This is a genomic window from Paenibacillus sp. PDC88, from assembly GCF_900106725.1.
In the GTDB taxonomy this organism is placed as follows: domain Bacteria; phylum Bacillota; class Bacilli; order Paenibacillales; family Paenibacillaceae; genus Paenibacillus; species Paenibacillus shunpengii.
Window position 1 is genome coordinate 104,503 of record NZ_FNNT01000012.1, and the last position, 23,019, is coordinate 127,521.

Genomic DNA, 23,019 nt, shown 5'->3' on the forward strand with positions numbered 1-23,019 from the left:
TTTTGAGCGCACATGACGTAGGTCGAGAAGCAACAGAACAAGGTGGTGGAGCATTAAAAAAAGTAGGTTCGAGAGCTGCTGGAAGAGCAGTTGGCAAGGCTGGTAAATATATAAAGAAACTACTCGTGAGATTCTTGAAGCAACTCATTCTCTCAATCGGTAAGATTATTGCATCTTTGGTTGGTCCTTGGGCAGTTATAATAATTATTGGACTTTTATTGATTTTAGGAGTGCTGTCAGCAATCCCGTTCTCTGACTGGTTTTTGGGTGGGAACGCACGGAGTGATGCTCAAAAGAATGCCGACTTAAAATATGAGCAGCAATTCAAGTCTGCAGCAGAAGCAACTGTTGCAGAATTATGGGATATCGAAGCGGATAGTTCTTGGAAAACCCAAGTTGTTAAAACTGTGAAACCAAGTTGGGGGATTCCTGCAGGTTTGGTACGATATGAGATTCTAGTGAATCAGAATGAAAAAATAGAGCTGGACGACTATGATCCTGACGATTTGATTAAAAGTTTTACTCCTTCGTTTTCTTACACTAAAATAAGCGACGATACTAACCGTTATAAACATGTAGTAGCTTGTACTTATAATGAAACAGATAAAGAAACCGGGGAAACAAAGAGTTGGACGGATACAGAGACAACTTATACCGAAAGTAAACGCGCATCTCACGATGTACTAACTAACATCAGTCTTGACTATGGCAATATGGAAATAAAACCTCTAAAGCGATATTACCCTGGGGGAACTCTACAACCTACAGATAACTGGGAACAAGAGAGCACGTCGTCTAGCGAAAATTGTACGACGACAACGTACAAGCAGTACGATCATACAACAGTAGATGATCGTTATGCCCCCAGTCTCTCAGTCGATGGACAAGCCTTTCAAAAAATTCTTATAGACCTTGGGGTAAGCGAAGACGACATGAAACTATTTTATGAGTTCGTAACCACTGCAGATCCAGACTGGAATCCTGCTTTGTACGGTGGGGACGCCTCGAACTTCCCAGGAGAATGGCTCCCTGGCTCTGCCTCGGTTCCAGACGTCGTATTGCGTTATGAGCCTATTGTTAGAAAATACCTTGAGCTAAAAGGCATGGCAGAACATACCCAACTCATTCTTGCTGTAATCATGCAAGAAACCGGTGGCCGATATCTCGACATCATGCAATCTTCCGAATCACTGGGACTTCCACCAAATACGATTACAGATCCAGAAGTATCTATACAAGCAGGCATTAATCATTTTGCGTCTGTCTATCAATCGGCTGGTGGTGATATTGAATTAACCCTTCAGGCTTATAACTTTGGGGGAGGATACATATCGTACGCAAAAGAACACGGAGGTCACTCAAAAGAGGTCGCATTAGCTTTCAGTCAAATGATGGCTGAGAAAAATGGATGGAAGAGATATGGTGATCCATTATATGTTGACCACGTTATGAGATACTATAATGCGACCAACGTTGCTATTAACATCCCCCCAGGAGAGCAGATATTTGATGTTCAAAACGTTTTGAATATTATGAGCGAGTATCTTGGACAGCCGTATGTTTGGGGCGGTAAGGGACCTAGTGAAGGATTTGACTGCTCCGGATTGATCTCTTACGCTTTCGGCCTAATTGGAATTGATTTGTCCGGTAATGCGCATACCCAGTATAACAAGACAGTTCCTATTGACGAGAGTGAAGCAAAGCCCGGAGATTTAGTATTCTGGGAAACTTATAAGAAAGCTCCTTCTCACGTAGGGATGTATCTGGGTGATGGGAAATTTATCAACTCTGGTAGTTCACTAGGAGTAAGCATTGATAAATTGTCTCGCTGGAAAAATTATAAATTCCTCGGATTTCGTCGGGTTATTAAATAAATTGTATTGTGAGGTGAGTGAAGGTGAGTAACAGAAAGTTCTATGCGTTGTTGGGAGTTGTTTTAATTCTTGGAATCGTTGGAAGCCTAGTCTTTTCCTCCAATTCGGGCCTTAAAAAAGAGATAGAAATGGAACAGGCCGGTATCGAACTCAACACTCAATTTGTAGATAAGTTTTTTAATTATGCTTCTACGAAGCAGCGATACGATAACGTGAAGTCTTTGATGACTGAGCGAGGCTATAGATCAACTTATCCATCCGGAATGGAACTGCCGGCCGACAGCTCTGTAAAATCTCAGGTATCAAACTTGAAGATTTATGTACAAAAAGCTCCATCTGTTAAAGAGAACCAAATGGAGATATTAAATCAATTCGTAGCCACTACCGAATTTAATGAAATTCAAAGCTCTAAGGAAGTAATCATGAAGACATTCCTCGTTTATGAGGAATCGGTTGGTTGGATGATCAACGACATCGAGATGATTATACAGAATGCAGAAGAATAAAACCAAAGGGGGTGCTCCCAGATGTACGAAAACGTAACAGAAGCCGTTTATCAACTTGTTAGACTTGTTCAAATAGTTGGTATACCAATATTCGGCTGCCTATTCGGAATAGGATTTATTCTTCTTCTAACTGCAGGGAAGAATCCCATTCGAAAGAGAAGAGGTTTGCTGTTCGTGATCTTTTTTGGAATAGGTACATTTTTAGTTGCCTATGTTCCTGCTATCGTGCACACTTTCGCTGGAGATGCACCAGGCCAAGCCTCAAGTGCTAAGACTGTTGAAGAGATTGTTGATTCCACAACACCGCTTGGCAGCATCATCTTTAATGCTCTGAAATATATCGCGATTCCTGTTACAGCAACTATGTTTTACATTGGTATATTTGTACGTTTGCTGGCAGGGAAAGATCCGGCCAGAAAACGGCTCGGCATTGGTTTAGCCATGTTTTCGCCTCTTACAATGGCTATCGTCTTGGCAATTCCTTTACTTTTACCTAAACTTTGATCTGAACAATTTGGAACTGGAGTGATAGATGGGTGATTAATCCTAAGCTTGATTCAAGGTTTGAAGAAATGCGTTCAATTTTAGAGCAGACTGCCTTAAAGTATGGATTAAATCACCCAGAGGTTCTGCATCTTAGCCAAGAATTGGACAAAATTCATAACGAATTACTACAAGAAAGATAGGAGCAGGGGTAAGCACCCTGCTCCTTTTCTATATATAGTCGTAAATCATGAACAATGTCTACATTTTTTTGTATAAATTATACAATTCAACATTGTGTTTTTTTGATACATGTAATAATATTGGAAAATGGGATGATAATAATACGTTTGTGTATCTATAATAATATTCTTGAGAAAACATTTAAAAGAAATAAGTGATCTCGTTATTATCTACATCTACCAGTAAGGAATGATTAAAATGTTTGATAATCTGTCAAAAGAAGAATATGAGAAGTTATATGATGAGATCATATTTAAGTTAACTGCTCCATTTCCTGAAGGCACAGTAGAGTTTAAAAACAATAACAAGGCCAGTGCTTATATACCGTCACATCCAATTCAATATAGGATTCGTACTGCAGCTGGGCCCTACTGGTCTTGGCGAGTAACCACTGAAAAACCTATTTATCACGAAGAGACGGATGAAATAGAGGTGCGGGGTGTCCTAACTATCTTGAATGCGAGTGCGGAAGGACAAGGATTTGCAACTTTGGATCGGAAGAAAGATACGAGAAAGATCATGTTCTACAAAGAGTCTATACGAGCGGCAGCAAGTGATGCATTACGTGACGCGGCAGATGCCTTTGGGGTAGGCCATTATAATCTTGCTCCATATAGAGAATGGGCTAAGAATCCAGGGGCAGGCTTGATTGATATTGCTCAAGTGCCCGTAAGAAAAAGTGAGTTACCAACAGAAACGACCAATAAGATCGAAGTATTTTATTGCAAGAACTGTAATGTTGTCCTAAGCCAAGAGGACCTAGATTACCTGAAACTTGTAAAATGGACAATAAAAGTGTGTAAGGAACATGTGCCTGAATATCAGAAGAGGAAGTTTGACCCGAATTATAAACCAAAAGAGGGATAGCAATGGCAAAAAGCTTTATACTTACTTGTTCGTTGTGTGAGAACTTCGACTCTATGAAGAAAAAATGTAAAGTAAACGGAGTCGATCGTTACGCACACGACGCTACATATGCATCTGAATGTAATTCTAATGGGAATTTCGTTCGCTATATGAATGTAATTCCGGACGTATATAATTACTACTCTGAAAACGAGGATACACCGGTGGACTGGGCCCCGGACTTAAAAAGGATTCCAACAGATAAGAATGATCTTCCGCTGATTGTGAAGACGAAACGAGGGTTAGAAAGAGCAATTCCTGCAGATCATTCAGTTGAGCTGAAAGTGGATACATTAATTGAAGGTAAAGTTCCGGCGATCTTAACTTATCAAGGACAAAGAGAGTTGATATATGAGCTTGGCATCTCCATCAGTCAAAGTCTCGCGGATAAAGCAGGAGTTCCATTAAAGGTCCTCCCTGAAGAGGTGGGATGGGAAGGAATTCCGGAGTTAGTAGGTGTATACCTGGGAGCAACAAAATCATACGATCGGGGTGGAAAGGCATGGTTAACAAACAAACCTGTCAAATGGAAATCTTAGATGACTCTGTAAACGATATTCGCTCTAATATTGTTCACTGGCTATCGGAACTTTATAAAAAAATTAGTAGTTTAGGTAAAGCTGAACAAGAGCATAAATTTGAGAATTATAAGCTTGTTTTCCGAGGTGGAGTCATGAGCATAGAAGGATCCAGTGATGTAATTGAAGTTAGCGGAGATCGCTACTCTGATGTTCGTTTGGGAAAAAAGATACGTTCCTATTCACATATTCCGGTTGAGTGGATCACTAACTTCTGCTTATGACGCCTCGTATACCGCTAACTGTTGAGATCTACCACCATCTATTAGATGTTGTAAAGGAAAAATTACTTCAGTCGCTTGAACACGAATATGAGAGTGTTACTGAGATAGTAAACCTAGCATCTATTAAATTCATTAAAGATACAAATGCACCATTGCCTTATAACCCAGCCAGGATAAGTCAGTCAAAGATGAAGCAAATCTTGTGTGATGATCTCTTTCCTCGTAGAAAGACTTTAGTTTCCGTCGATAAAGCTCTGTTTGATTCATTTAAACGCATGATACTCGAGCGATCATTTCAACTTTATGAGGTTGATAAAAATGAGGTTGTCATCTCAAATAGGTATGCAGTTGAGACTGCATTGTGGTTAACAGTTCGAGCGAACGAATTGATTAGGAATGATCCCTACTTTGATGATGAACTATTGCTGCAGCAGTTAGACATTCAGCAAATAATCATTGGGTCATTAAATAATGTCGCTTCTATTGTGGGTCATTCTCCAACTGCAAGGCAGTATGAGAAACATCGAAAGGCAGCAGGAGGTCCATCCCTTAGTTTCATAAAAAATGAATTCGGTACATTCAATGAAGCAAAGAGGTTTGCAGGGCTTGAGGAACGACCTAGGGGGAAGAATCAAAAGTATATTTAAACAAGGCTTTATCGTATTCACCTCTGATATTTTTTCTGATATAATTGCAATAAATTAAACCGAATACAAACACAGCCGGAAGCACCGCTGATTAGGGGAAACCTTGATACGCGGTGCTTCTATTTTTTTAATAATGATGATGTGGAGGGTTTATGATGTTAATGAATACACGTATTCCAAGCCGTTTCGTTGGTATGACACCAGGTGAGTTCGTAGTAGTTGGACTTTCCTTTAGACCGATGAGAGAGGAGGGATTTCGTTCTGATTTTGGTGGAATTCTAGATTTCCATTTTAAAATTGGTGATGTGGAAAAGCCGTTGGATATCGTATCGGCACTAATAATAACAGAGCAAAAAGTTATTAATTAAGCTATATCATAATTGAGAGTGACTTTTAGGGAGGCTGACATGAATCATCTTACATATTTAGGGTTGGACATATCTACGAATTTTACGGACGGTCAAGATTATCTAGAATTAAGAGGGCAAGTGCGTATCATGGATGATCAAACCGGTCAAGAAAAGACTGTAGGGAAGATTACTGCTACTGTACTTTCTGAACAATGGAGTGAAGTGAAGTTGGTCTCTATTGCTGCAGGAATAGATGAAAGGCTTCATAGCTGTCTAAAGTGTCTTGAAGAGTATGACCTTTTCGTTGGTAAGGTTGCGGTCATACTGAAGAGTGAATTTATTGGAGAATTCAAGAGATATGAAGAGCAGGCGTTTCGTGACCTTACATATTTTTTAGATAGGGCGTTACAAGTGGACCATACGATAACATCCTTTCCATTCGAAAGACAACTAAAAAAAGAATTAGGCTACCAAAGGACATGGGGACCGGATAAACGATCATATTCCATCAGAACAACCCGCGAATTCGAGCCGTGCATTCCCGATGTTTCTATTGTTCCATTTGATTATCAGACAAAGCAGGTTGGTCCAATATATAATCGTTTGAGAACAAATTTCGAACCGAGCTCAGTTCTTAGTTTATCTGATGAAGCAAGAAAAGTAATATCAATATTAGAAACTAACAGAGGAAGGGCACTAAACAAAGCGGATATACTCAAAGAGTGTCCTTTCTCGGAAGATGAATTAAGTTTAGCTATGCTGGAACTTATAGAGATTGACTTAATAATAGAGGAGAGTGCGGAACAACAACTCTCCTGCGACCCGAAATCAAGTGAAGAATGTACAGCTGCTATCACAGAGCTAAGTATACTAGGAGATGTCAAAACAGGGAATGTCGCAAGGGTAGCTGAATTGATTGAATCTGGTGCTGATATTAATGAACTTACAGCAGAAGGTTGGAATGCACTTTTTATTGCAATAGACAATAAAGATAATGAAATGGCGAAATTATTACTACTAAAAGGAATTAATGCAAATTATGAATCTATAGACGGTACAACGGCACTTAAATTCTCTTGGCGCACTCAAAACCGGATAATCGAGCATATTCTAACCCAGTACGGAGTAACAATGAGGTTTGAATAAAGAAAAGCAGACGGACGAAATTATTAAAACTCATCGTCCTTCTGCTTTTCTTTGTATATTTTATATATTTTCAAGGGGAGTACGAATGCAACTAAAGTTAATGATGCTGCAAGTAGGAGTTGATTTAATGAGTTCGGCTCAATCGCTGATGAAATAGTGAACAGCATCCAGAGTAAGGCTATAAGATAAAAAGCCATTACTCCAGCGAACATGTTATACCTTACCATAAAATGCATGAATCCATGAGTATCGATCGACCGTTTCTTGGCCATTATCAAGCCAAATGCCTGAAGGCAAGCTAAGATGACTATAATCCAAAGGATAACGTTCAAGTGGTTTACTCCTCTCTCAAGGGACTTCTGAACACACTTACCTTAATGTAACTGCTATATCGTCGGGATTTGCAAGTTACTATTTCTCCGTTTCATTCTGTATTGTAAATTCAAGCGCACTGACTTAACTTCTTCTTAAACAATTTGTCACTGAAGGAAACTTATAAACGCGTGGCTTCAAGTTCATGTTGCTTGATTGACTGTTGGTTTCAACGAGAATCCGACATAGTTAAAGCTGTTATCTGTCTCTTAAATGGTTAGCCCACTGAATTTTGTATATTTATACTTATTGTACAGCAACGGTTGCATAGGTGCATTCTCATTTCTTGTTGTTTCTATAATTAGGTGAACAACCTGGTACTTTTCCTACTATATATACTGATAATTTAGAATCTGTTATAATCGAATCATAATCTTTATTTTTCCTATCACTCTAAGTGGAGGCATGCGCCAAGCCACTCATTCTAATCTTGTTTTTAATTTTGATTTTATTTGCAAAAATGCGCCCATATGGGTTTTATGACGTACTCGAAATAACGCTTGACCATAGCGGCTAATGTTAATGCATTGGACGTTTTGGTCAGGCGTTTTTTATTGCCTGAATACCAAAAATAAACTATGAGGAGATTATTATTATGGACGAAATGTAAGAGGGCAGATAAGAAAACTGAAGCAGGAGGATGAATCGTGAAGAGAAGAATTGCTTTAATCATTGAGTCACAAACGCGAAAGGCTGATCCCATGCCTGCGCATCTTTTTTACAAGAGTCCAAAGAGTCGGTGGATTAACGCTGTAATTGATTTTATGGAAGTTAGAGATTTTCCCCGGGAAGATATCTTTTTCCTAAGTCTGGTAAATCGTTGCATGTATAGGTATGACGAAACAGTCAGACCTTATCCAAAGCGTGAATATCATCCCCGTAGGAAGGAATGCGCTAGCTTTGCAAAGGAAGTTCTGGATTTTCTTCAAAGTTTTCAGGAACCGCTGTTTGTGGAATTACATATGAGTCTGACATTAGCCAACGAACTTAGATGGCTTTTCCATGAACATGGAATTGAGCATAAGTTTTATGGCGAAGGGCAGTCATTGGCTGGTAAGCCGGTTTACTATCAGCGACTCATCGAAGAAGAGAAAACTCTTCGAAAGGTTCAAGATATAAAGCGGGAAAAGTGGGAGTTAGCAGCTGGAATTATGACTCGCTCCCCTGCGGAGGCTCAGTGGATTTTAGATGAATTTGGACATAAGAGTTATATGTTTCCACCTCAGGTTGAGACTATCTTGGAAGATCTGAAGCATGTCATGAAGAAGCATCATGTGCGCCGAAAGGACGAACAAAAAGCATTTGATGACTTCATTGAAGCTATAGACCAAGAAGATCGTGCTATTGAATTCCAAGAGTTCTGTCAAGATATAAACCTTCTTCATAAATTGTGTGCTAAAAGAGAAGAGTATGAGGCACTTAAGAGGGAGTTTGGCAGAACTATGTCTAGGTTTGAGCGGTACTTGATAAAACGAGAGTATGCGTTAGAGTTCGAAAATAAGATTAGCGCGACCTTACTGAAACTCCAAATCAATTTGTTATAGATAAATGGTGATGCGAATGAATTTTGCTTATAGTATACCGATTGTTACTCTCTGATCCAAGGCGCGATGAAGGAACATAGGAGCAGCTGGTAAAGGAGAACCAGACTGTACACACTCCTTGTTTAGAGTCCATTGTGGCCACCTTCGGCTCATATCCCTAACGGGAAAAGTAGCGGCTGCGCAGCTCCTAGCTGTATGCGCGGTAGGAAAAGTGCTAGATTCCTGCCTTCTCCGACTTAAAAAAAGCTCGGAAAAGGAGAGTAACAATCATGAACAAGTTATCTAATGTTAAATCTACTATGCGCTATTATGGCGGGAAAAGTTGGCTTGCGAAGCACCTAATTTCCCTTTTTCCAGAGGACTATACTTACACAACCTTTGTGGACGTCTTTGGAGGAGGAGCGCACGTAGTTACTCAAAAGGCTAAAACCACACGTATTGAAGTGTTTAACGACAAGGACGCGGACCTAGCAAATTTCATGCTAATAATGGCAGGCGATCAGAGGGAAGAGTTAAAATGTCGTCTCCGTGCATTGCCAACAAGTCGGTACTTATTCGAAAAATGGCAGGATGAATGGTTTTCTGGCGAACGCCCCTCATCGGACATTGAGCGAGCGGTCAGGTACTATTATATCCAGAGAATGAAGATTGTACCTCACCCAAATGAAAAAAGTGGTTTTCGTTCGAGCAAGGTCAAGTGTCCTGCTCGAGACTATCAGAATTCTATCAACAACATTGATAGATTTGCTGATCGATTCAAAGAGATAATAATTGAAAAGAAGGATTTCCGAGACATCATTGATATGTATGATAGTCCATCGACTTTCTTTTTCGCTGATCCACCTTATCTAAATAATGAACATCTCTACAGTGGAGCGTTTCAACGACAAGACCACATTGATCTCTCGAAACGTCTAACTGACATTCAAGGGAAGGCGATGGTTACTTATTATGCTCATCCTTTGATACTCGATCTTTACAAGGATTGGCGTTTAGAAACCATTGATGCAGCTGTGGGTGGTGTTACGAAAAGGGCTTTGGGTCAGGTTCGTAATCGAAAGACGGAACACATCTTTATGAATTACCAGGAGGAGCGTCAATTAACCCTTTGGGATGCATAATAATATTATGGACAGAAGTGGGTAACCCTAACCCACTTCTTTCTTCTTATTTGAAAGTGAGGATTTTAGATGAAAGTTTCATTTATTATAGAATCGTCCAATCGAATTCAGAATGGACCGGCACACGAGTTTTACCGTGGAAAGGGCAGCCGATGGATAACTGCAGTCATAGATTATCTCAAAGAGTGTAAATTCCCGAAGGAGCATATTTACTTCTTGAGTTTTTACAATCAACGAATCATCGGGTTTGATGAAGTAGTTGAGGATTATCCGCTTAATCCTGCACCAAAAAGAACAGAGCAGAAAGCATTCTCAAATAAAATCTACCAGTTTATATCAGAAAAATATGCAGAAGCCGAGATAGATCTTCACGTCAGTAAGAGCATTTCAGCTCACCTGGTACCAATGTTAGAAGCTTCTGGACGAAAATACACCTTGTTTGCTGAAGGCGTGCAACTTGGTATGAAACCAAATTTTTATAAGGATCTAATTCTCCAAGAACGGGCAATGCGAAAGATGAAGGAGCTTCAAAATGAAAGGAATAAGATGATTGCAGTGCCTCAGAATTTTACTCCTCATGAAGCAGAGCAATTGATCGAGCAATATGGACATCTGGGGAAGCAATTTGGCATCGATCAATTGTTTTCAGAGATAAAAAAACTCTTAAAAACGTATCGGCAGCAAAGCCGACAATCATTGTGGACAAGTAACGAGTTTTATGACTCGATTCCAGCTAATGAAGTTGAGCGGCTTCAGTCATTCTTTGGGCAGATTCACAGCATCTCAGATCTGATCGGAAGAGGGCATACGTTGGAGGAAATAAAGCAAAGACACGGAAGACTTGTTGCGAAATTTACTAACTGCTTGATTAAGCAACAAGTCTTACGAAATACAGAAAACAGAATAAGCGAGGTCCTTCTTCGTGTACAGATTGTCTTGTTAAAAGGGTGATGCGAATGAAATCGTTTGTGCAACATTTATGGGGATTTCTCCACTAAAGGTGCAAGAAGGTAACCGACTTTAGGTTGGTTTGCAAGTCCAAAGTGGCTCGCCTTCGTGCTGATAACCCGTTCGGGAGGAGTAGCATCTGCAGGTAACGCTGCAGAAGAGGCAACAACAGAGTCTCGCCTGATCCAAATCTGATTTAATGATTTGGAAGGGGAACTCCCCATGAATACCATCGAACATATTGATTGTCTGAAGGGCATGCAACAACTGCAGGAAGAAAGTGTGGATTTGATCATTACCTCTCCTCCGTATAACATCGGAAAGTCTTATGAATCTAAAGAGGAGCTTTCCGTTTATTTGGAGTGGCAACGAGATGTTATCCACTCCTGCGCTCGCGTGCTTAGAAATGGAGGAAGTATTGCGTACCAAGTTGGCAATTACGTAGATAAAGGTAGAGTGTACCCACTAGACTGTCTTTTATTTAGTTATTTTTTAGAGGTAGGATTGGTACCTAGGAACCGAATAGTATGGCATTTTGAGCATGGATTACACTGTAAGAAGCGACTATCCGGAAGGTATGAAACGGTACTCTGGTTTACCAAAGGGAACAACTATACCTTTAACTTGGATTTTATCCGTGTGCCGCAGAAGTACCCCAATAAGAAACATTTTAAAGGTCCTAAGAAGGGACAACTGTCTGGAAATCCCCTTGGCAAGAATCCTGGTGATGTATGGTCTATTACTAATGTAAAAAACAATCATCCGGAAAAAACTGATCATGAATGTCAGTTTCCACTAGATCTCATTCGCCCATTGATAAAGGCTTTAAGTAATCCAGGAGATCTGATACTCGACCCATTCATGGGATCCGGTACTGTGGCCGTAGGAGCTTCAGAGCTCTTACGAAACTATATTGGATTCGAGTTATTGGAGAAAAACGTGGTAATCGCAAAAGAAAGGTTAATCAACCTAAACTTATAGGTTGTCACTGTAAGGACCCTTTTCTAAGGGTCCTTTTTAATTTCTGTGATATTAATTCTTCTTGTTTCGTGTTATTATATCCATATATCTTAATTCAACCTCACTGAACTCTCCAGCATGCGCAAAGAGAGCATTCTAATGTAAGAAACACCTCACAAGGTGATTAAAGGATTAATGCACACTGTTCGTGTGACCATTTCTTTAGTCGACTCGTGAGGTGTTTTTTATTTTACACCTACAACCCAAAAATTTGATTTACGGAGGAGATTTTATTGAAAACGGCACAAGTAGGACATTTAGATGATTTGGGAATCCAAAACCAGACAGGTAATTCAAGGGTGAATGGAAAGGTATATGATGATGAGCAGTTTACTCAACAATTAGATCAAATAATAAAAGTGTTTAACACAACAAATGGAACTAGATTTAGTTTCCCTAAAAATTTGTTATTAACATTCCTCGATTTATTGTCATCCGAAGGAATAACTGCACCTTTTGTACTTGTATGGCCTTTAGACAAGAAAGAAGGTCATCCGGAATTAGTATCAGTATGTGAACCCGGAGAATGGTCTATTAGAAACGCAGCCACAGCGCACACCCAAACGCACCCTGCTTTTGACGTTTGGAGAAAGCTCACACTTTCGTTAGTGGAAGTCATCCAAGGAAAACGGGATATCGAAACTGCATTTAATGTTATCTCGATTCGTGATTGTCTTCCCCAACACACCTTATTGGCCACAACCTGGCACATCGATGACATTCGAAAACAATTTCCATTTGGTACCTCGGATGAAGAGTTATATCAAAAGCTTCTCGGTTTAGAGAGTTCGCTTCAGAATGTGGCCGTGAGCAGTGGTAATGATGTCATCGAAAATCTTGCGTATGTCAACGATGTGGAAGTGGACAATGGAATTGTTATCCTTAATGCTTGGGCAATAAAGAATGCTGCGGATGGATATGGTGATACATTTATAGATGAGAAGACTGCCAGCGACGCCATGGAGAAATACGGTGAGGAAAACATCCGTAAAGGATTCGTAATTATCGGTGGAAGTTCTATTTCGCCATATATTGAGGAAAACTTCCTGGGTTTTTACGAGCATATGCTGGAGCTTATGAAAGACATCCTGAAGCATCCGGGTATGGAAAACTATCTAACTTCAGATAAGGAATCTTCAGGCTTAGGAGTTGAAGTTGGTATAGGAACAATTGTATTCGAGGGAACCGCGTACTCGATGAGACGCTGCTCCGTTTGCCACTGTGATTTTGTTTTGGAAAGCAGTGATGATCCTAGTAAAGATGGACCACGTCAGCTTGAATTTGACGATATTTGTGACAATTGCATAAGTCAGGGGCTTATAAACTAACCCCTGTCAATAAGAACGGAGAAGTGGAGATAGTTTTCCACTTCTCCTTTGTTTGCAACTCAATTCAAGGAGTGATTCCTTGTAGATGGTTTAGAATTAGTAGGAGAATCAGAATCGACGGAGCACCTAAAAGTTCTGTTCCTAAATGAACTGAAATTAATCAAGCTGAATCACTATAGAGATTTAAGTTTTTCGTATTTAACTCATATTAATTAAAGGAGCGGTATTAAATAATATGGAAATTGTTAAAATGTTAGTCCTATCAACCGTACATATCTCGGAATCAACAGCCAACCGCATGTTTATTGAAGGTAGTATGGATGAAGAGGCACGCTACTTTCAGAAGGTAGCAGGAAATGGTTTAAGCGTCATTTTGTATACAAAAGGGGAGCACGGTTGGCTAGTTCCAATCAATACAGATGATATTCATGAAGGCGAACAATTTAATAATGAAGACGAAACCCCTAAAGACCTTGCTACCGTCATTCGTTTTGCTTTGGAGCACGACTGCAGCTGGGTGATGTTCGATAAAGATGCAGAGTTTGTTGAGTCTCTTCCAAAGTTTGATTGGTGATTATACATTTCGGACATTTAAAAATGTGAGACTAGCTGAGTCCTTTATCAAATTGACCCGTAATATCAGTATTTCATTGATTTAATTCCATTTTTTTCTTATAATATGGACAATCGAATATCTGCCTACGAGGAAGCACCCGGGGCCACTGGAATTTAATCCAGTGGTCCTTTTTGCGTCTTTTAAGTTTAGGAAATCCATTATGAGGAGAAGTGGAGCTAGTGAAAAGTAAAATGTGGTCAAGATTTATTAGTTGTATGCTGATTTTCATATTGATGGTGACAGCAGCACCAATTTCAGTTTTTGCTAATAGCGAAGGAGATAGTCGTCTGGCAAGGGTTGATTTTTCAACTGATGTTTCTTTATCATCATCGTTTAGTCCAGATAATTACTCTTATACTGGAAGAGTGAGTTCGACAATATCCTCGCTAACCTTGACGCCATATGCAATGGATAGCGCGGTATCCATTCAAGTAAATGGTAATGGTGTTATCAATGGAGCGACCTCAAGTTTCATCAACCTTAATACCGGTTGGAATTACATTGAAGTTAGGGTTACTTCCCTGCGAGATAACACTGTCAGAAGCTATTCGTTCCAAATTAACCGAGAAGAAGATATCAACAATGCTGATCTGACTTCGCTTGTAATTGAAAATGCAGAGATAGACCAGAATTTCAAAGCAGACGTGCTGAGGTATACAGGAAAAGTGTTACCGTCTCAAACGTATGTTATTGTGAAACCCAAAGCACACAGTAACACTACTGTTAAGGTTAACGGTACGTACGTTGGAACAACTGGATATCACTTGGTGGACTTAAACGGTGGGATCAATACGATTACTGTTGTGGTAACTGCTAGCGGCGGTGCTACGAATCAATACGAGATAATACTAATTAAACCATCCCCTAGTAGTGATGCCGGTATTAAAAGTATTTCCGTAAACTCAAAGAGTTACAGCACTAACGGGGAAGCATTCGTCACATATATCCCTGAGGGCACCAGTAGCGTAGATATCCAGATAAATACTGAAGACTCATTTAGTACAATTATGCTCAACGGCCAGAAGGTTATCTCCGGGAAGATCGTTAACACCTACCTTAAAGAAGGAGCGAGTGTTGAATTGCCTATAGAAGTTATAGCGTCTAACGGTACCACAACTAAGAGCTACAAGCTCTATGTGATTAGACAGGCAAATACGACAGCAAGTATAAATGGTAGTTCACCTGAGTCAACTTCATCAGGAAGTGGATCAACACTATCGTCCAGTGCAGTTACCGTCAGTTCAAGCGGAGAAATCAATGTATTTGATGCCAAAGGAGCAAACGCAATTGTAGAACGAAGTGGTTCAGTTCGGACCTATAATGTCACTTTGAACACAGAGTCTATTTCTAAAGCAATTAATGATAGCCCCCGCTCAAACAAGCTGGTGGTCGACTATTCAGAAATGATAACATTGAATGACAAACTGAATTTAACCATTGATAGTAACTTGAGTAGTCTTCTTAGAACAAAGAACATTCCAGTAAAACTCATGGGCTCTATTGGTAACGTAACTGTTGATTTAAACAAAATGGTTGGATGGAATACTGGTGGTAGCATTTCGCTTGGAAAAGTAGAACTTGGCGCTAACTTTGATAAGGAGTACATTCCCGAAACGAATTTCATTCAATTTACCCATACAGGCAGCCCAGTAATTGGGGCGAATCCGTTTGATATTGAAATTAAAGTCTTCACCGAGGGAGACTTAAAGTTTGCCAATGTTTATGGCTATGACGGTGCTATATTTGATGTAGTAATGAGCACCTCGGGCGTGAATTCCAAAAAAGCTTCAAATGTTAAAGCGGGTAATTATATTGTAATGAGCTTCAAGAAATCGTTTACTGATATCAAGAATCATTGGTCCTATACGCTTATAGACTTTATGGCAAAGAAACAGTTAATTTCCGGTTATCCAGACGATTCTTTTCAACCAGATCGATACGTTTCACGTTCCGAATTCACTTCTATGCTGGTAAAGGCCCTAGGGGATAAGATGAAAACCCTAAATAACTCCGATGAACCATTTAAAGATGTAGAGGAAAATGACTGGTACTACGAGACAGTTAATTCAGCTTGGAAATATGGGATAGTTACTGGATTATCATCATTGGAATTTGTCCCTGATACCAACATTACGAGGGAACAAATGGCATCAATTGCTGTGAGGGCGCTGAAGCAAATTAAAAGCGCTTCTTCAATTTCTGATCTCCAGGCTAATAATATACTCAGTACCTATGTGGATGCAAAAGCAGTTAGCTCGTGGGCAAGAGTGGAAATGGCGACTGCAATTAATTCAAAGCTTATAGAGGGCGTTGGTCAAAACACTCTAGCGAGTCAAGCTTTGGCGACACGTGCGCAGGCAGCTGCAGTCGTATATAAAATTCTTGATCAAATTGACGCTTTCTAAGCGGACGGGGCACGCTCAGTGTGCCCCGTATGTTAAAATATTTAGTCATCGCTCACGTCTCTTTTAAACAGTTGTTACCTTGATGCCCCCTATATATGAACGTTACATTGTTAGCAATAATCGACTTTACAGTATATAGTACTGAGGGTATAATCTTATTTAATTGAATATCATAGATCGAGGAAGTACCTCGCAGCATGGACTATCGTCCATGACGCGAGGTTTTTTTGCGTTTCAGACCGAGATTGCTCTAACTATTTTTAATTTCAAATGGAGGTGATAGAAGAGGCTATCTATGGTTAGATCTTCAAAACTTGAATAGGAAAGTATAGTAATGATCTAACATACATGTGGAACTTTTAAAGTTCTAACACTCTAAAGATCTCGATCTATAGCAAATTGTTAATGATTAAAAGGAGAGGCGACCCTAATTGGAAAAGAACCTTAAGAGATCCTTATCTATACTCTTATCTGCATCACTTTTATCTACAATACTGCCTTTTCGTGAAGCTGTAGCAGCAAGTAATGCACCTAGCTTTACGGGTGTATATCAGAAAGATGACCATGTGAAATTGGAATGGGCTGTAGATATGAATCCTTCTGACATATTATCAAATACATCATATGAAAGCGGTCAGGAACAGCCGAATTTACTATGGGGTTGGACTGGAGCAAAAACAGGGAATCAATCAATTGTTAAAGGGAGTAATGGAACGAATGTTGTAAAACTAACAGATACCTACACAAATCGAGCTGGAAACTGGTTTAATTATCCAAATACAGATGCCGATTCTAGTATCCATTTATATAAAGGGAAATCTGTACCTGCGGGCTCGACATTGAGTTTGAGTTTCAAGGCAAAGATGACTGGCGGCACGACAGGAATGCTTTATTCCTTTATTACAACAGGCTGGTTCAAAAAAGGATATGAACGACGCGATGATAATGGAAGGATTATCCGTTTTGCTGAGGATGTAGATTTTAATAATCCACCTGAAGAATTCTCTGCTTACGTGGATGGCGGTACTTTGACAATGCAAGATACAAGTTTAGTTGTTGTATCCTCACATGGGACTAACTACGATTACGGTGTAATTTACTATGATTGGAATAACTCAAAAAAGAAATTTGTGAAAGGTACATCAGGAACCGGGGTATGGAATAACCCTTCACCGACTGGTCAGCCCATGACGATGAGGAAAGATGTTTTTAGAGTTGGTGAGCCATTACTTGTTTATAGAGAGCAACCCTCACATTTTCCAACCAGGTGGATGAATGAAACACAAAATAATCAGTGGGTTACTTATAGTTCCAATGTCTATATTTCAGAAAATACTGATTATGATTTTGTAAATCGTGGGGTACTTCCTTATATTGTATGGGCAACAGATGGAACCTTGGAATTAGATGACTTCAAATTAGGATATGCGACCGAGGTAGAAGTTTTTAGAGATAGTGAGTCTATTTATCGAGGCTATTTAGCTGATTATGAAGATTACGCTGCAACAGATAAAGCAAAACCAAATGTGCCAAGTAATGTGAAAGTAACTATGGGTTCTGATAGGAAGGCCCGAGTGACTTGGGATGCTGCCACTGACAGGGGTACTACATACAATTATACGATTAAAGGATATCCCAAAAATGCTAGTGAAACGTTAGTTTCGATTAAAAAACCTGTCACAGTTACTGCCGAAATCAAAGGTTATAGTCTAGTGATCGATCAAAATCCATCTACAATTCCAACAGCTAATATCACGACAACCAGCACCGGTTATACTATGCCAACTGTAGTAAATGGAAACTTTTATGTTCACATCGCAGCGGTAGATAACAAAAATAATATTTCAAGTGTAGTACATATACCCTATGTGGACACGACAAATCCAACAATAAATATTTCACCTAGTAATGAATCATGGACATCCGAGTCGATTGAATTGACTGCGGTAGCAAGTGACGGTGAAACCGGAGTCAAGCGGATTAAGCTTCCGGACGGCACTTGGGCAAATCATGCGACGGCGAGTTATTCCGTGACACAAAATGGAACGTACACCTTTGTGGCAGAAGACAACGCAGGAAATCAGACAGAGTATACCTACACGGTTAGTAACATCGATAAAACTGCTCCGACTATTCAGATTACACCGCAGAGCAGATCTTGGTCGGAAGAGGATATTCAGATTAAGATCCAGTATGCTGATGCTCAATCTGGAATTAATCCGAATAAACGGCAGTACAAGGTCACGACTTCTCCTGAAATGCCCACAGATTGGGACATTGCAGCAGAAGACGAACAGTTTCTCACGATCCATAATGAAGGCACCTGGTATATTCATGCGAAGACTACCGATCGAGTAGGCTATGAAACAACGATAACGACCGAACGACTTCAGCTGCAGGAACAACCCGCAGCTCCTGACCTGCAGGCTTATGGCATTGGTGAAAACAGTGCCACATTGGAATGGGCTGTACCTGCCGCATCAACGTATACAGACGGGTATCGATATACGGTTCAGAACTTATCGACAGGCCAAAGTTGGGAAGTCGAGCATCCAGCCAACTCCTTCGTCGATTCGTCCTTAAGTGGCGGGAACACCTATCAATACCAAGTAGTTGTAACGAACCATGTCGGTCAAAGCGTAAGTAATCCTATTGAAATCACAACCTTGCCAGAAAAACCATCGAGTGTGCAGGTAAGCAAGGATGGACGAGCTGCAGATCGGGCCTTGGTGAATATATCTCCTGTCGATTCAGCATCCAGCTACCGGATTGTCGCCACAGAAACAGCGACACAGCAGGAAGCATTCAACCAGACCGTTACCGACACAGTATATCAGCCTATCAATAACTTGAGACCAGGAAGCACTTATGATATCGCCGTTTCCGCGATTAATGCGACGGGCGAAGGCGAAGCCACACATGTCGGATTCCTCACACTTCCCGATACGCCAGCGGGATTTAGCGGATTGGAGATTACAGAGCATACGATCTCCCTGCTATGGAATAGTGTGAACACCGCGACCTATTATGCTCTTGAAAGAGATGAGCAGCTGATCTATGGAGGGACAGAGCCATCTTACCTCGATACAGGTCTAGAGTCAGGTACATCTTACGATTACCGAGTCGCTGCGGAGAATGAAACCGGCTATGGGGAGTACGCCACAATAGACGATGTCATCACCTTGCCGGCAAGGGTAGAAGGCATCCGCAGCCTTGCTTCTACCACCTCAGACATTTCTTTCGAATGGGATGCAGTTCGAGGAGCAGACGGGTATCTCCTTACCATCAATGGAGGAGAGGAGATCCAATTACCTGCAGAGACCCAGCAGTTTACAGCTTCCGGTCTGGAATCTGGCAGCACCTATGAAATCCAAGTGACAGCGAGTAACCGAAGCGGATCCGGACAATCCAACTCTATTGTTCTCTCCACGCTGCCTGACGCGCCAGCAGAAGTGCTTGTCCAAGAAATAGGAGAACAAGAAGCGACAGTGTGGATACCAGAAGTGCAGGGAGCCACGAAGTATCTCCTGTCTGTCAACGGAAGAACCTATGAAACGTCAAGCGGCGAGATGGTCATCACGGGGCTTAGCGGCGGACAGAATTATCCCTTTACGGTAGCAGCCGGGAATATGGCCGGTTATGGGGCCGCAACAAGCGGAGAGTTCCTAACGCTGCCTTACATGCCGAATAACGTACAGGCTGAGTCTACCGATCATTCAATCGAGATGTCTTGGGATGCAGTGCCATCGGCTACATCATATGTAGTTTATGACAGCCATGGCCAAGAGATCGAAGAGACTCACCAAACAAGCATTACCATGAACGGTCTTTCGCCAGGTAGACCGTATGATTTCCAGATTGCTGCAGTAAATGGAAGCGGAACAGGTAAGAAGGCTGCTTATACTTACTGGACCATCCCTGGATCCGCTGAGGACATCAAGATTGAGGGCATCACCGAACAGGGAGCTGATATCTCTTTTGAGGCAGTGGAGGGAGCTACCTACTACAAAGTGAGCGTGAATGGAAAAGAATACATCAGGGAGACACCCGGTTTAGCCCTAATTGATTTAAAACCAGGAACGACTTATGAATGGGCAGTACAAGCCGGTAACACGGCGGGTGAAGGAAGAAGTACAACGGGATCCTTCTTAACCCTTCCTGGGAAAGTAGATAATCTGTCAGCAAGTGCTACGGAAGACGCCATTTCGATGAGATGGGATCCTGTGAAATCGGCAACGAGCTATAAGATTTATGATGCCGAGATGAATTTAATCGAAGAAGTAGAGAGTGTAGATTACACTCTAAACGAGCTTCAGCCGGGAACGGATTATACTTTCATCCTCGAGGCAATCAATGCATCGGGAACGGGCCAAATGAACAGTATCTCTTATGTGACGGTCCCATCGCAACCAGCTGGTGCTGCTGTTACAAACATCACAGAGGATGCTGCAGAGATACGCATTCCGACTGTAAGCGGCGCTGTTTTTTATGAAGTAGATTTCGAGGGTGAGCTGTATACCCTTCAGGAAGACATGCTTCAGCTTACTGCATTGGAGCCCGGTGTCACCTATCAATACAGCGTAGCAGCCGGTAATCAGGCAGGGAAGAGCAAGAGCTATGTCGGAGAATTCACCACGCTTCCGGATACCGTATTGAACTTGTCAGCGCAGCCGCTAGACAGCAAGCGAGTTCGTCTGGAGTGGAGTCCCGTGAAGTCTGCAGATTACTACCAGGTGTATAATGCGGAGGGTCGAGTAATCGAGACGGCAAGCGATCCAGCAATCATCATCGAGCAGCTGAATCCGGGAACTTCCTATGAGTTTAGTGTCGGTGCCGTGAATGGATCCGGCGAAGGGAAGAAGTCCACGGTCAGCTCACTGACCATTCCGGATAAAATCGCTGATCTTACCATCGGCGAGGTCACGGAGAGCGAGGCGTCTCTTTCCTTTGAATCCGTGACCGGGGCCACATACTATACTTTGAATGTAAATAACATCGAGTCTAGAATCGCTTCTGATCAGCAGGAAATTGAATTGAAACATTTGACTCCGGGAACGAAGTATAGCGTAGGCCTTGCTGCAGGTAACGAGTCAGGGCAAGGGGAGAAGAACGAAATCACCTTCTTCACCCTTCCAGAAAAGCCGGCAGGCGTCAGAATGGGAGCGGTAGCAGCCGAACAAGCAACGGTGATCTGGGATGAAGTTGAGTCCGCCACTCGATATCAAGTTGTAGATGGAAATGGAGATACCCTTACGGAAACGAAGGAAACCAGAGCAACATTGTCCGAACTGGAGCCAGGCCAACAATATGACCTGTTTGTACGAGCAGAGAATGCTTCCGGATATAGCCAGTTGACACCGATCTCATTCCGAACACAACCAGCGAAGGTGGATGTTGAGATTAACGTGGATGAAGTCACCACCAGCGGCGCGAAAATATCTTGGGATCCTGTACCTGGAGTAGACGGATACAAAGTCTATCTGGACGGAGAGTTGGTGGAGGAAACGAGTGAGCCTGCGTATGAGTTTACGGATGTTATGAGTGCTGCCAAAATCACTGGTTGGTCAATCGTCCCTTACAACGAGGTTGCAGAAGTCGGGACAGTGCTCGTACCTGATGTATATACGCTGCCTTCGGATGCATATGAAATCAAGGTGAATGCTTCAAAAGCACGTGAATTGACCTTCGACATTGAAACGGAGCTGAAGAACGAGATCTTTGTTCTCTCTTATCGAGGAAACGAAGTCTACCGAGGGCAAGAAACTCATGTTGTACTTGACGATTTAATGCACCAGACAACCTATTCATTTGAAGCTTGGTCGGAAAATGAAGCGGGAGATCAATCCGATGTTAAAACGGTCGTAGGAACCACTTTGGATCGTCCAGAGGCACCTGTCTCTCCGCCAAGTGTGAACCCGCCTCAAATTTTACCAGAGGAGAACGGCAGCGAAGAAGAGGAACCCATATCGCCACCTATGCTAGAATCTCCATTTGAGGATATCGACAACTCTTGGGCGAAGGACCAGATCCTTAAGCTGTATGAATTAGGTATTGTGAAAGGAACAGGAACCCAATTCGAGCCGGCTCGATTAATTACCCGGATTGAATTTGTATCGCTACTTGTAAGAGCGCTGCAGCTGGAGACCGATGAGACCATTGAATTGACGTTTCACGATACGAATGAGACCGAGTGGTATGCTGAGGAATTGAAAATTGCACTCGCTAATCAAGTGGTCAAAGGATTTAGTGAAACCGAGTTTAGACCGAAAGAGATGATCACGAGAGAACAAGCATCTAAAATGCTGGCCAATGCACTGTACGGACCGATGATACCGGAAGGGAAAGTTGAATTCACGGATGTAGAAGAAGTATCCAGTTGGGCAAGATCAGAGGTCATTGGTTTAGGCGTCAATCAATTAGTTCAGGGATACCCGGACGGTACCTTTAAACCAAAGGGGAAGTTAACGAGAGCTGAGAGTGCAGCAATGATTTATCGGATGTACGATACAGTGTTTGGTATTCGTTAGATAATAGAGTTATTGTTTATCTTGAAGCAAGGGTTCTACACACCCTTGCTTTTTTTAAGATATCCCCCGATGGACTCCTAGTGAAAGGCTCATTATTTCAAGTTATAACTTCTATAAAAGCTTGGAAAGTAAGTTGGAATTTTGATAGGTTATACGTTTTCTCATCTTTATTTCCGAAAAA

At 41.4% G+C, this 23,019-nt stretch carries 19 protein-coding genes; 18 read left to right on the forward strand and 1 reads right to left on the reverse strand.

Annotated features, from left to right (window positions below):
* Positions 1-2 precede the first annotated feature (2 nt).
* The 10 genes from BLW49_RS25130 to BLW49_RS25175 all read left to right on the forward strand — a co-directional run bounded on the left by BLW49_RS25130 (position 3) and on the right by BLW49_RS25175 (position 6,957).
* Positions 3-1,874 (forward strand): bifunctional lytic transglycosylase/C40 family peptidase, encoded by a 1,872-nt coding sequence (locus tag BLW49_RS25130; RefSeq protein ID WP_090727638.1) that lies wholly within the window; start codon positions 3-5, stop codon positions 1,872-1,874.
* Between the two features lie 23 nt (positions 1,875-1,897).
* On the forward strand, positions 1,898-2,380 hold the full coding sequence (locus BLW49_RS25135) for a hypothetical protein (RefSeq protein ID WP_090727639.1): 483 nt from the start codon (positions 1,898-1,900) through the stop codon (positions 2,378-2,380).
* A gap of 21 nt (positions 2,381-2,401) precedes the next feature.
* Entirely contained in the window at positions 2,402-2,884 is a 483-nt protein-coding gene (locus BLW49_RS25140; protein WP_090727641.1) for a hypothetical protein, read from the forward strand.
* Positions 2,885-2,916: 32 nt separating this feature from the next.
* Positions 2,917-3,066, forward strand: coding sequence for an aspartyl-phosphate phosphatase Spo0E family protein (locus BLW49_RS25145; protein ID WP_090727642.1), 150 nt, complete (start codon positions 2,917-2,919; stop codon positions 3,064-3,066).
* A gap of 238 nt (positions 3,067-3,304) precedes the next feature.
* Entirely contained in the window at positions 3,305-3,973 is a 669-nt protein-coding gene (locus tag BLW49_RS25150) for a hypothetical protein (protein WP_090727644.1), read from the forward strand.
* Between the two features lie 2 nt (positions 3,974-3,975).
* Positions 3,976-4,551 carry a hypothetical protein gene (locus tag BLW49_RS25155; protein ID WP_090727645.1) on the forward strand — a complete coding sequence of 192 codons (576 nt, stop codon included), beginning with the start codon at positions 3,976-3,978 and terminating at the stop codon, positions 4,549-4,551.
* Positions 4,515-4,814 (forward strand): hypothetical protein, encoded by a 300-nt coding sequence (locus BLW49_RS25160; RefSeq protein WP_139237037.1) that lies wholly within the window; start codon positions 4,515-4,517, stop codon positions 4,812-4,814. The genes BLW49_RS25155 and BLW49_RS25160 overlap by 37 nt, the downstream gene beginning before the upstream one ends.
* A 188-nt stretch (positions 4,815-5,002) precedes the next feature.
* Positions 5,003-5,461, forward strand: a complete 459-nt coding sequence (locus BLW49_RS25165; RefSeq protein ID WP_143042162.1) for a homing endonuclease associated repeat-containing protein — start codon at positions 5,003-5,005, stop codon at positions 5,459-5,461.
* 161 nt (positions 5,462-5,622) lie between these two features.
* A complete protein-coding gene (locus BLW49_RS25170; protein WP_139237038.1) occupies positions 5,623-5,829 on the forward strand; it encodes a hypothetical protein in 207 nt (68 codons plus the stop codon).
* Positions 5,830-5,868: 39 nt separating this feature from the next.
* Positions 5,869-6,957 (forward strand): ankyrin repeat domain-containing protein, encoded by a 1,089-nt coding sequence (locus tag BLW49_RS25175; RefSeq protein ID WP_090727653.1) that lies wholly within the window; start codon positions 5,869-5,871, stop codon positions 6,955-6,957.
* Between the two features lie 23 nt (positions 6,958-6,980).
* Here BLW49_RS25175 and BLW49_RS25180 read toward each other — a convergent pair whose 3' ends face one another.
* Complete coding sequence (locus BLW49_RS25180) at positions 6,981-7,289, reverse strand: hypothetical protein (RefSeq protein ID WP_090727655.1); 309 nt, start codon at positions 7,287-7,289, stop codon at positions 6,981-6,983.
* A gap of 687 nt (positions 7,290-7,976) precedes the next feature.
* Between BLW49_RS25180 and BLW49_RS25185 the strand changes: the two genes are divergently transcribed.
* From BLW49_RS25185 to BLW49_RS25220, 8 genes are all read left to right on the forward strand, one after another.
* A complete protein-coding gene (locus BLW49_RS25185) occupies positions 7,977-8,873 on the forward strand; it encodes a hypothetical protein (protein WP_090727656.1) in 897 nt (298 codons plus the stop codon).
* A 269-nt stretch (positions 8,874-9,142) separates the two neighbouring features.
* Positions 9,143-9,994, forward strand: a complete 852-nt coding sequence (locus BLW49_RS25190; RefSeq protein ID WP_090727658.1) for a DNA adenine methylase — start codon at positions 9,143-9,145, stop codon at positions 9,992-9,994.
* A gap of 69 nt (positions 9,995-10,063) precedes the next feature.
* Positions 10,064-10,945 carry a hypothetical protein gene (locus BLW49_RS25195; protein WP_090727660.1) on the forward strand — a complete coding sequence of 294 codons (882 nt, stop codon included), beginning with the start codon at positions 10,064-10,066 and terminating at the stop codon, positions 10,943-10,945.
* 219 nt (positions 10,946-11,164) lie between these two features.
* The gene (locus tag BLW49_RS25200; RefSeq protein WP_090727661.1) at positions 11,165-11,923 is read left to right on the forward strand and encodes a DNA-methyltransferase; all 759 of its coding nucleotides are present in this window, start codon (positions 11,165-11,167) and stop codon (positions 11,921-11,923) included.
* 272 nt (positions 11,924-12,195) lie between these two features.
* On the forward strand, positions 12,196-13,290 hold the full coding sequence (locus tag BLW49_RS25205) for a hypothetical protein (protein WP_090727663.1): 1,095 nt from the start codon (positions 12,196-12,198) through the stop codon (positions 13,288-13,290).
* A gap of 235 nt (positions 13,291-13,525) precedes the next feature.
* Entirely contained in the window at positions 13,526-13,864 is a 339-nt protein-coding gene (locus BLW49_RS25210) for a DUF5983 family protein (RefSeq protein WP_090727665.1), read from the forward strand.
* A 221-nt stretch (positions 13,865-14,085) separates the two neighbouring features.
* The gene (locus BLW49_RS25215; protein ID WP_090727667.1) at positions 14,086-16,311 is read left to right on the forward strand and encodes a cadherin-like beta sandwich domain-containing protein; all 2,226 of its coding nucleotides are present in this window, start codon (positions 14,086-14,088) and stop codon (positions 16,309-16,311) included.
* Between the two features lie 431 nt (positions 16,312-16,742).
* A complete protein-coding gene (locus BLW49_RS25220; protein WP_090727668.1) occupies positions 16,743-22,838 on the forward strand; it encodes a fibronectin type III domain-containing protein in 6,096 nt (2,031 codons plus the stop codon).
* Positions 22,839-23,019: the final 181 nt, after the last annotated feature.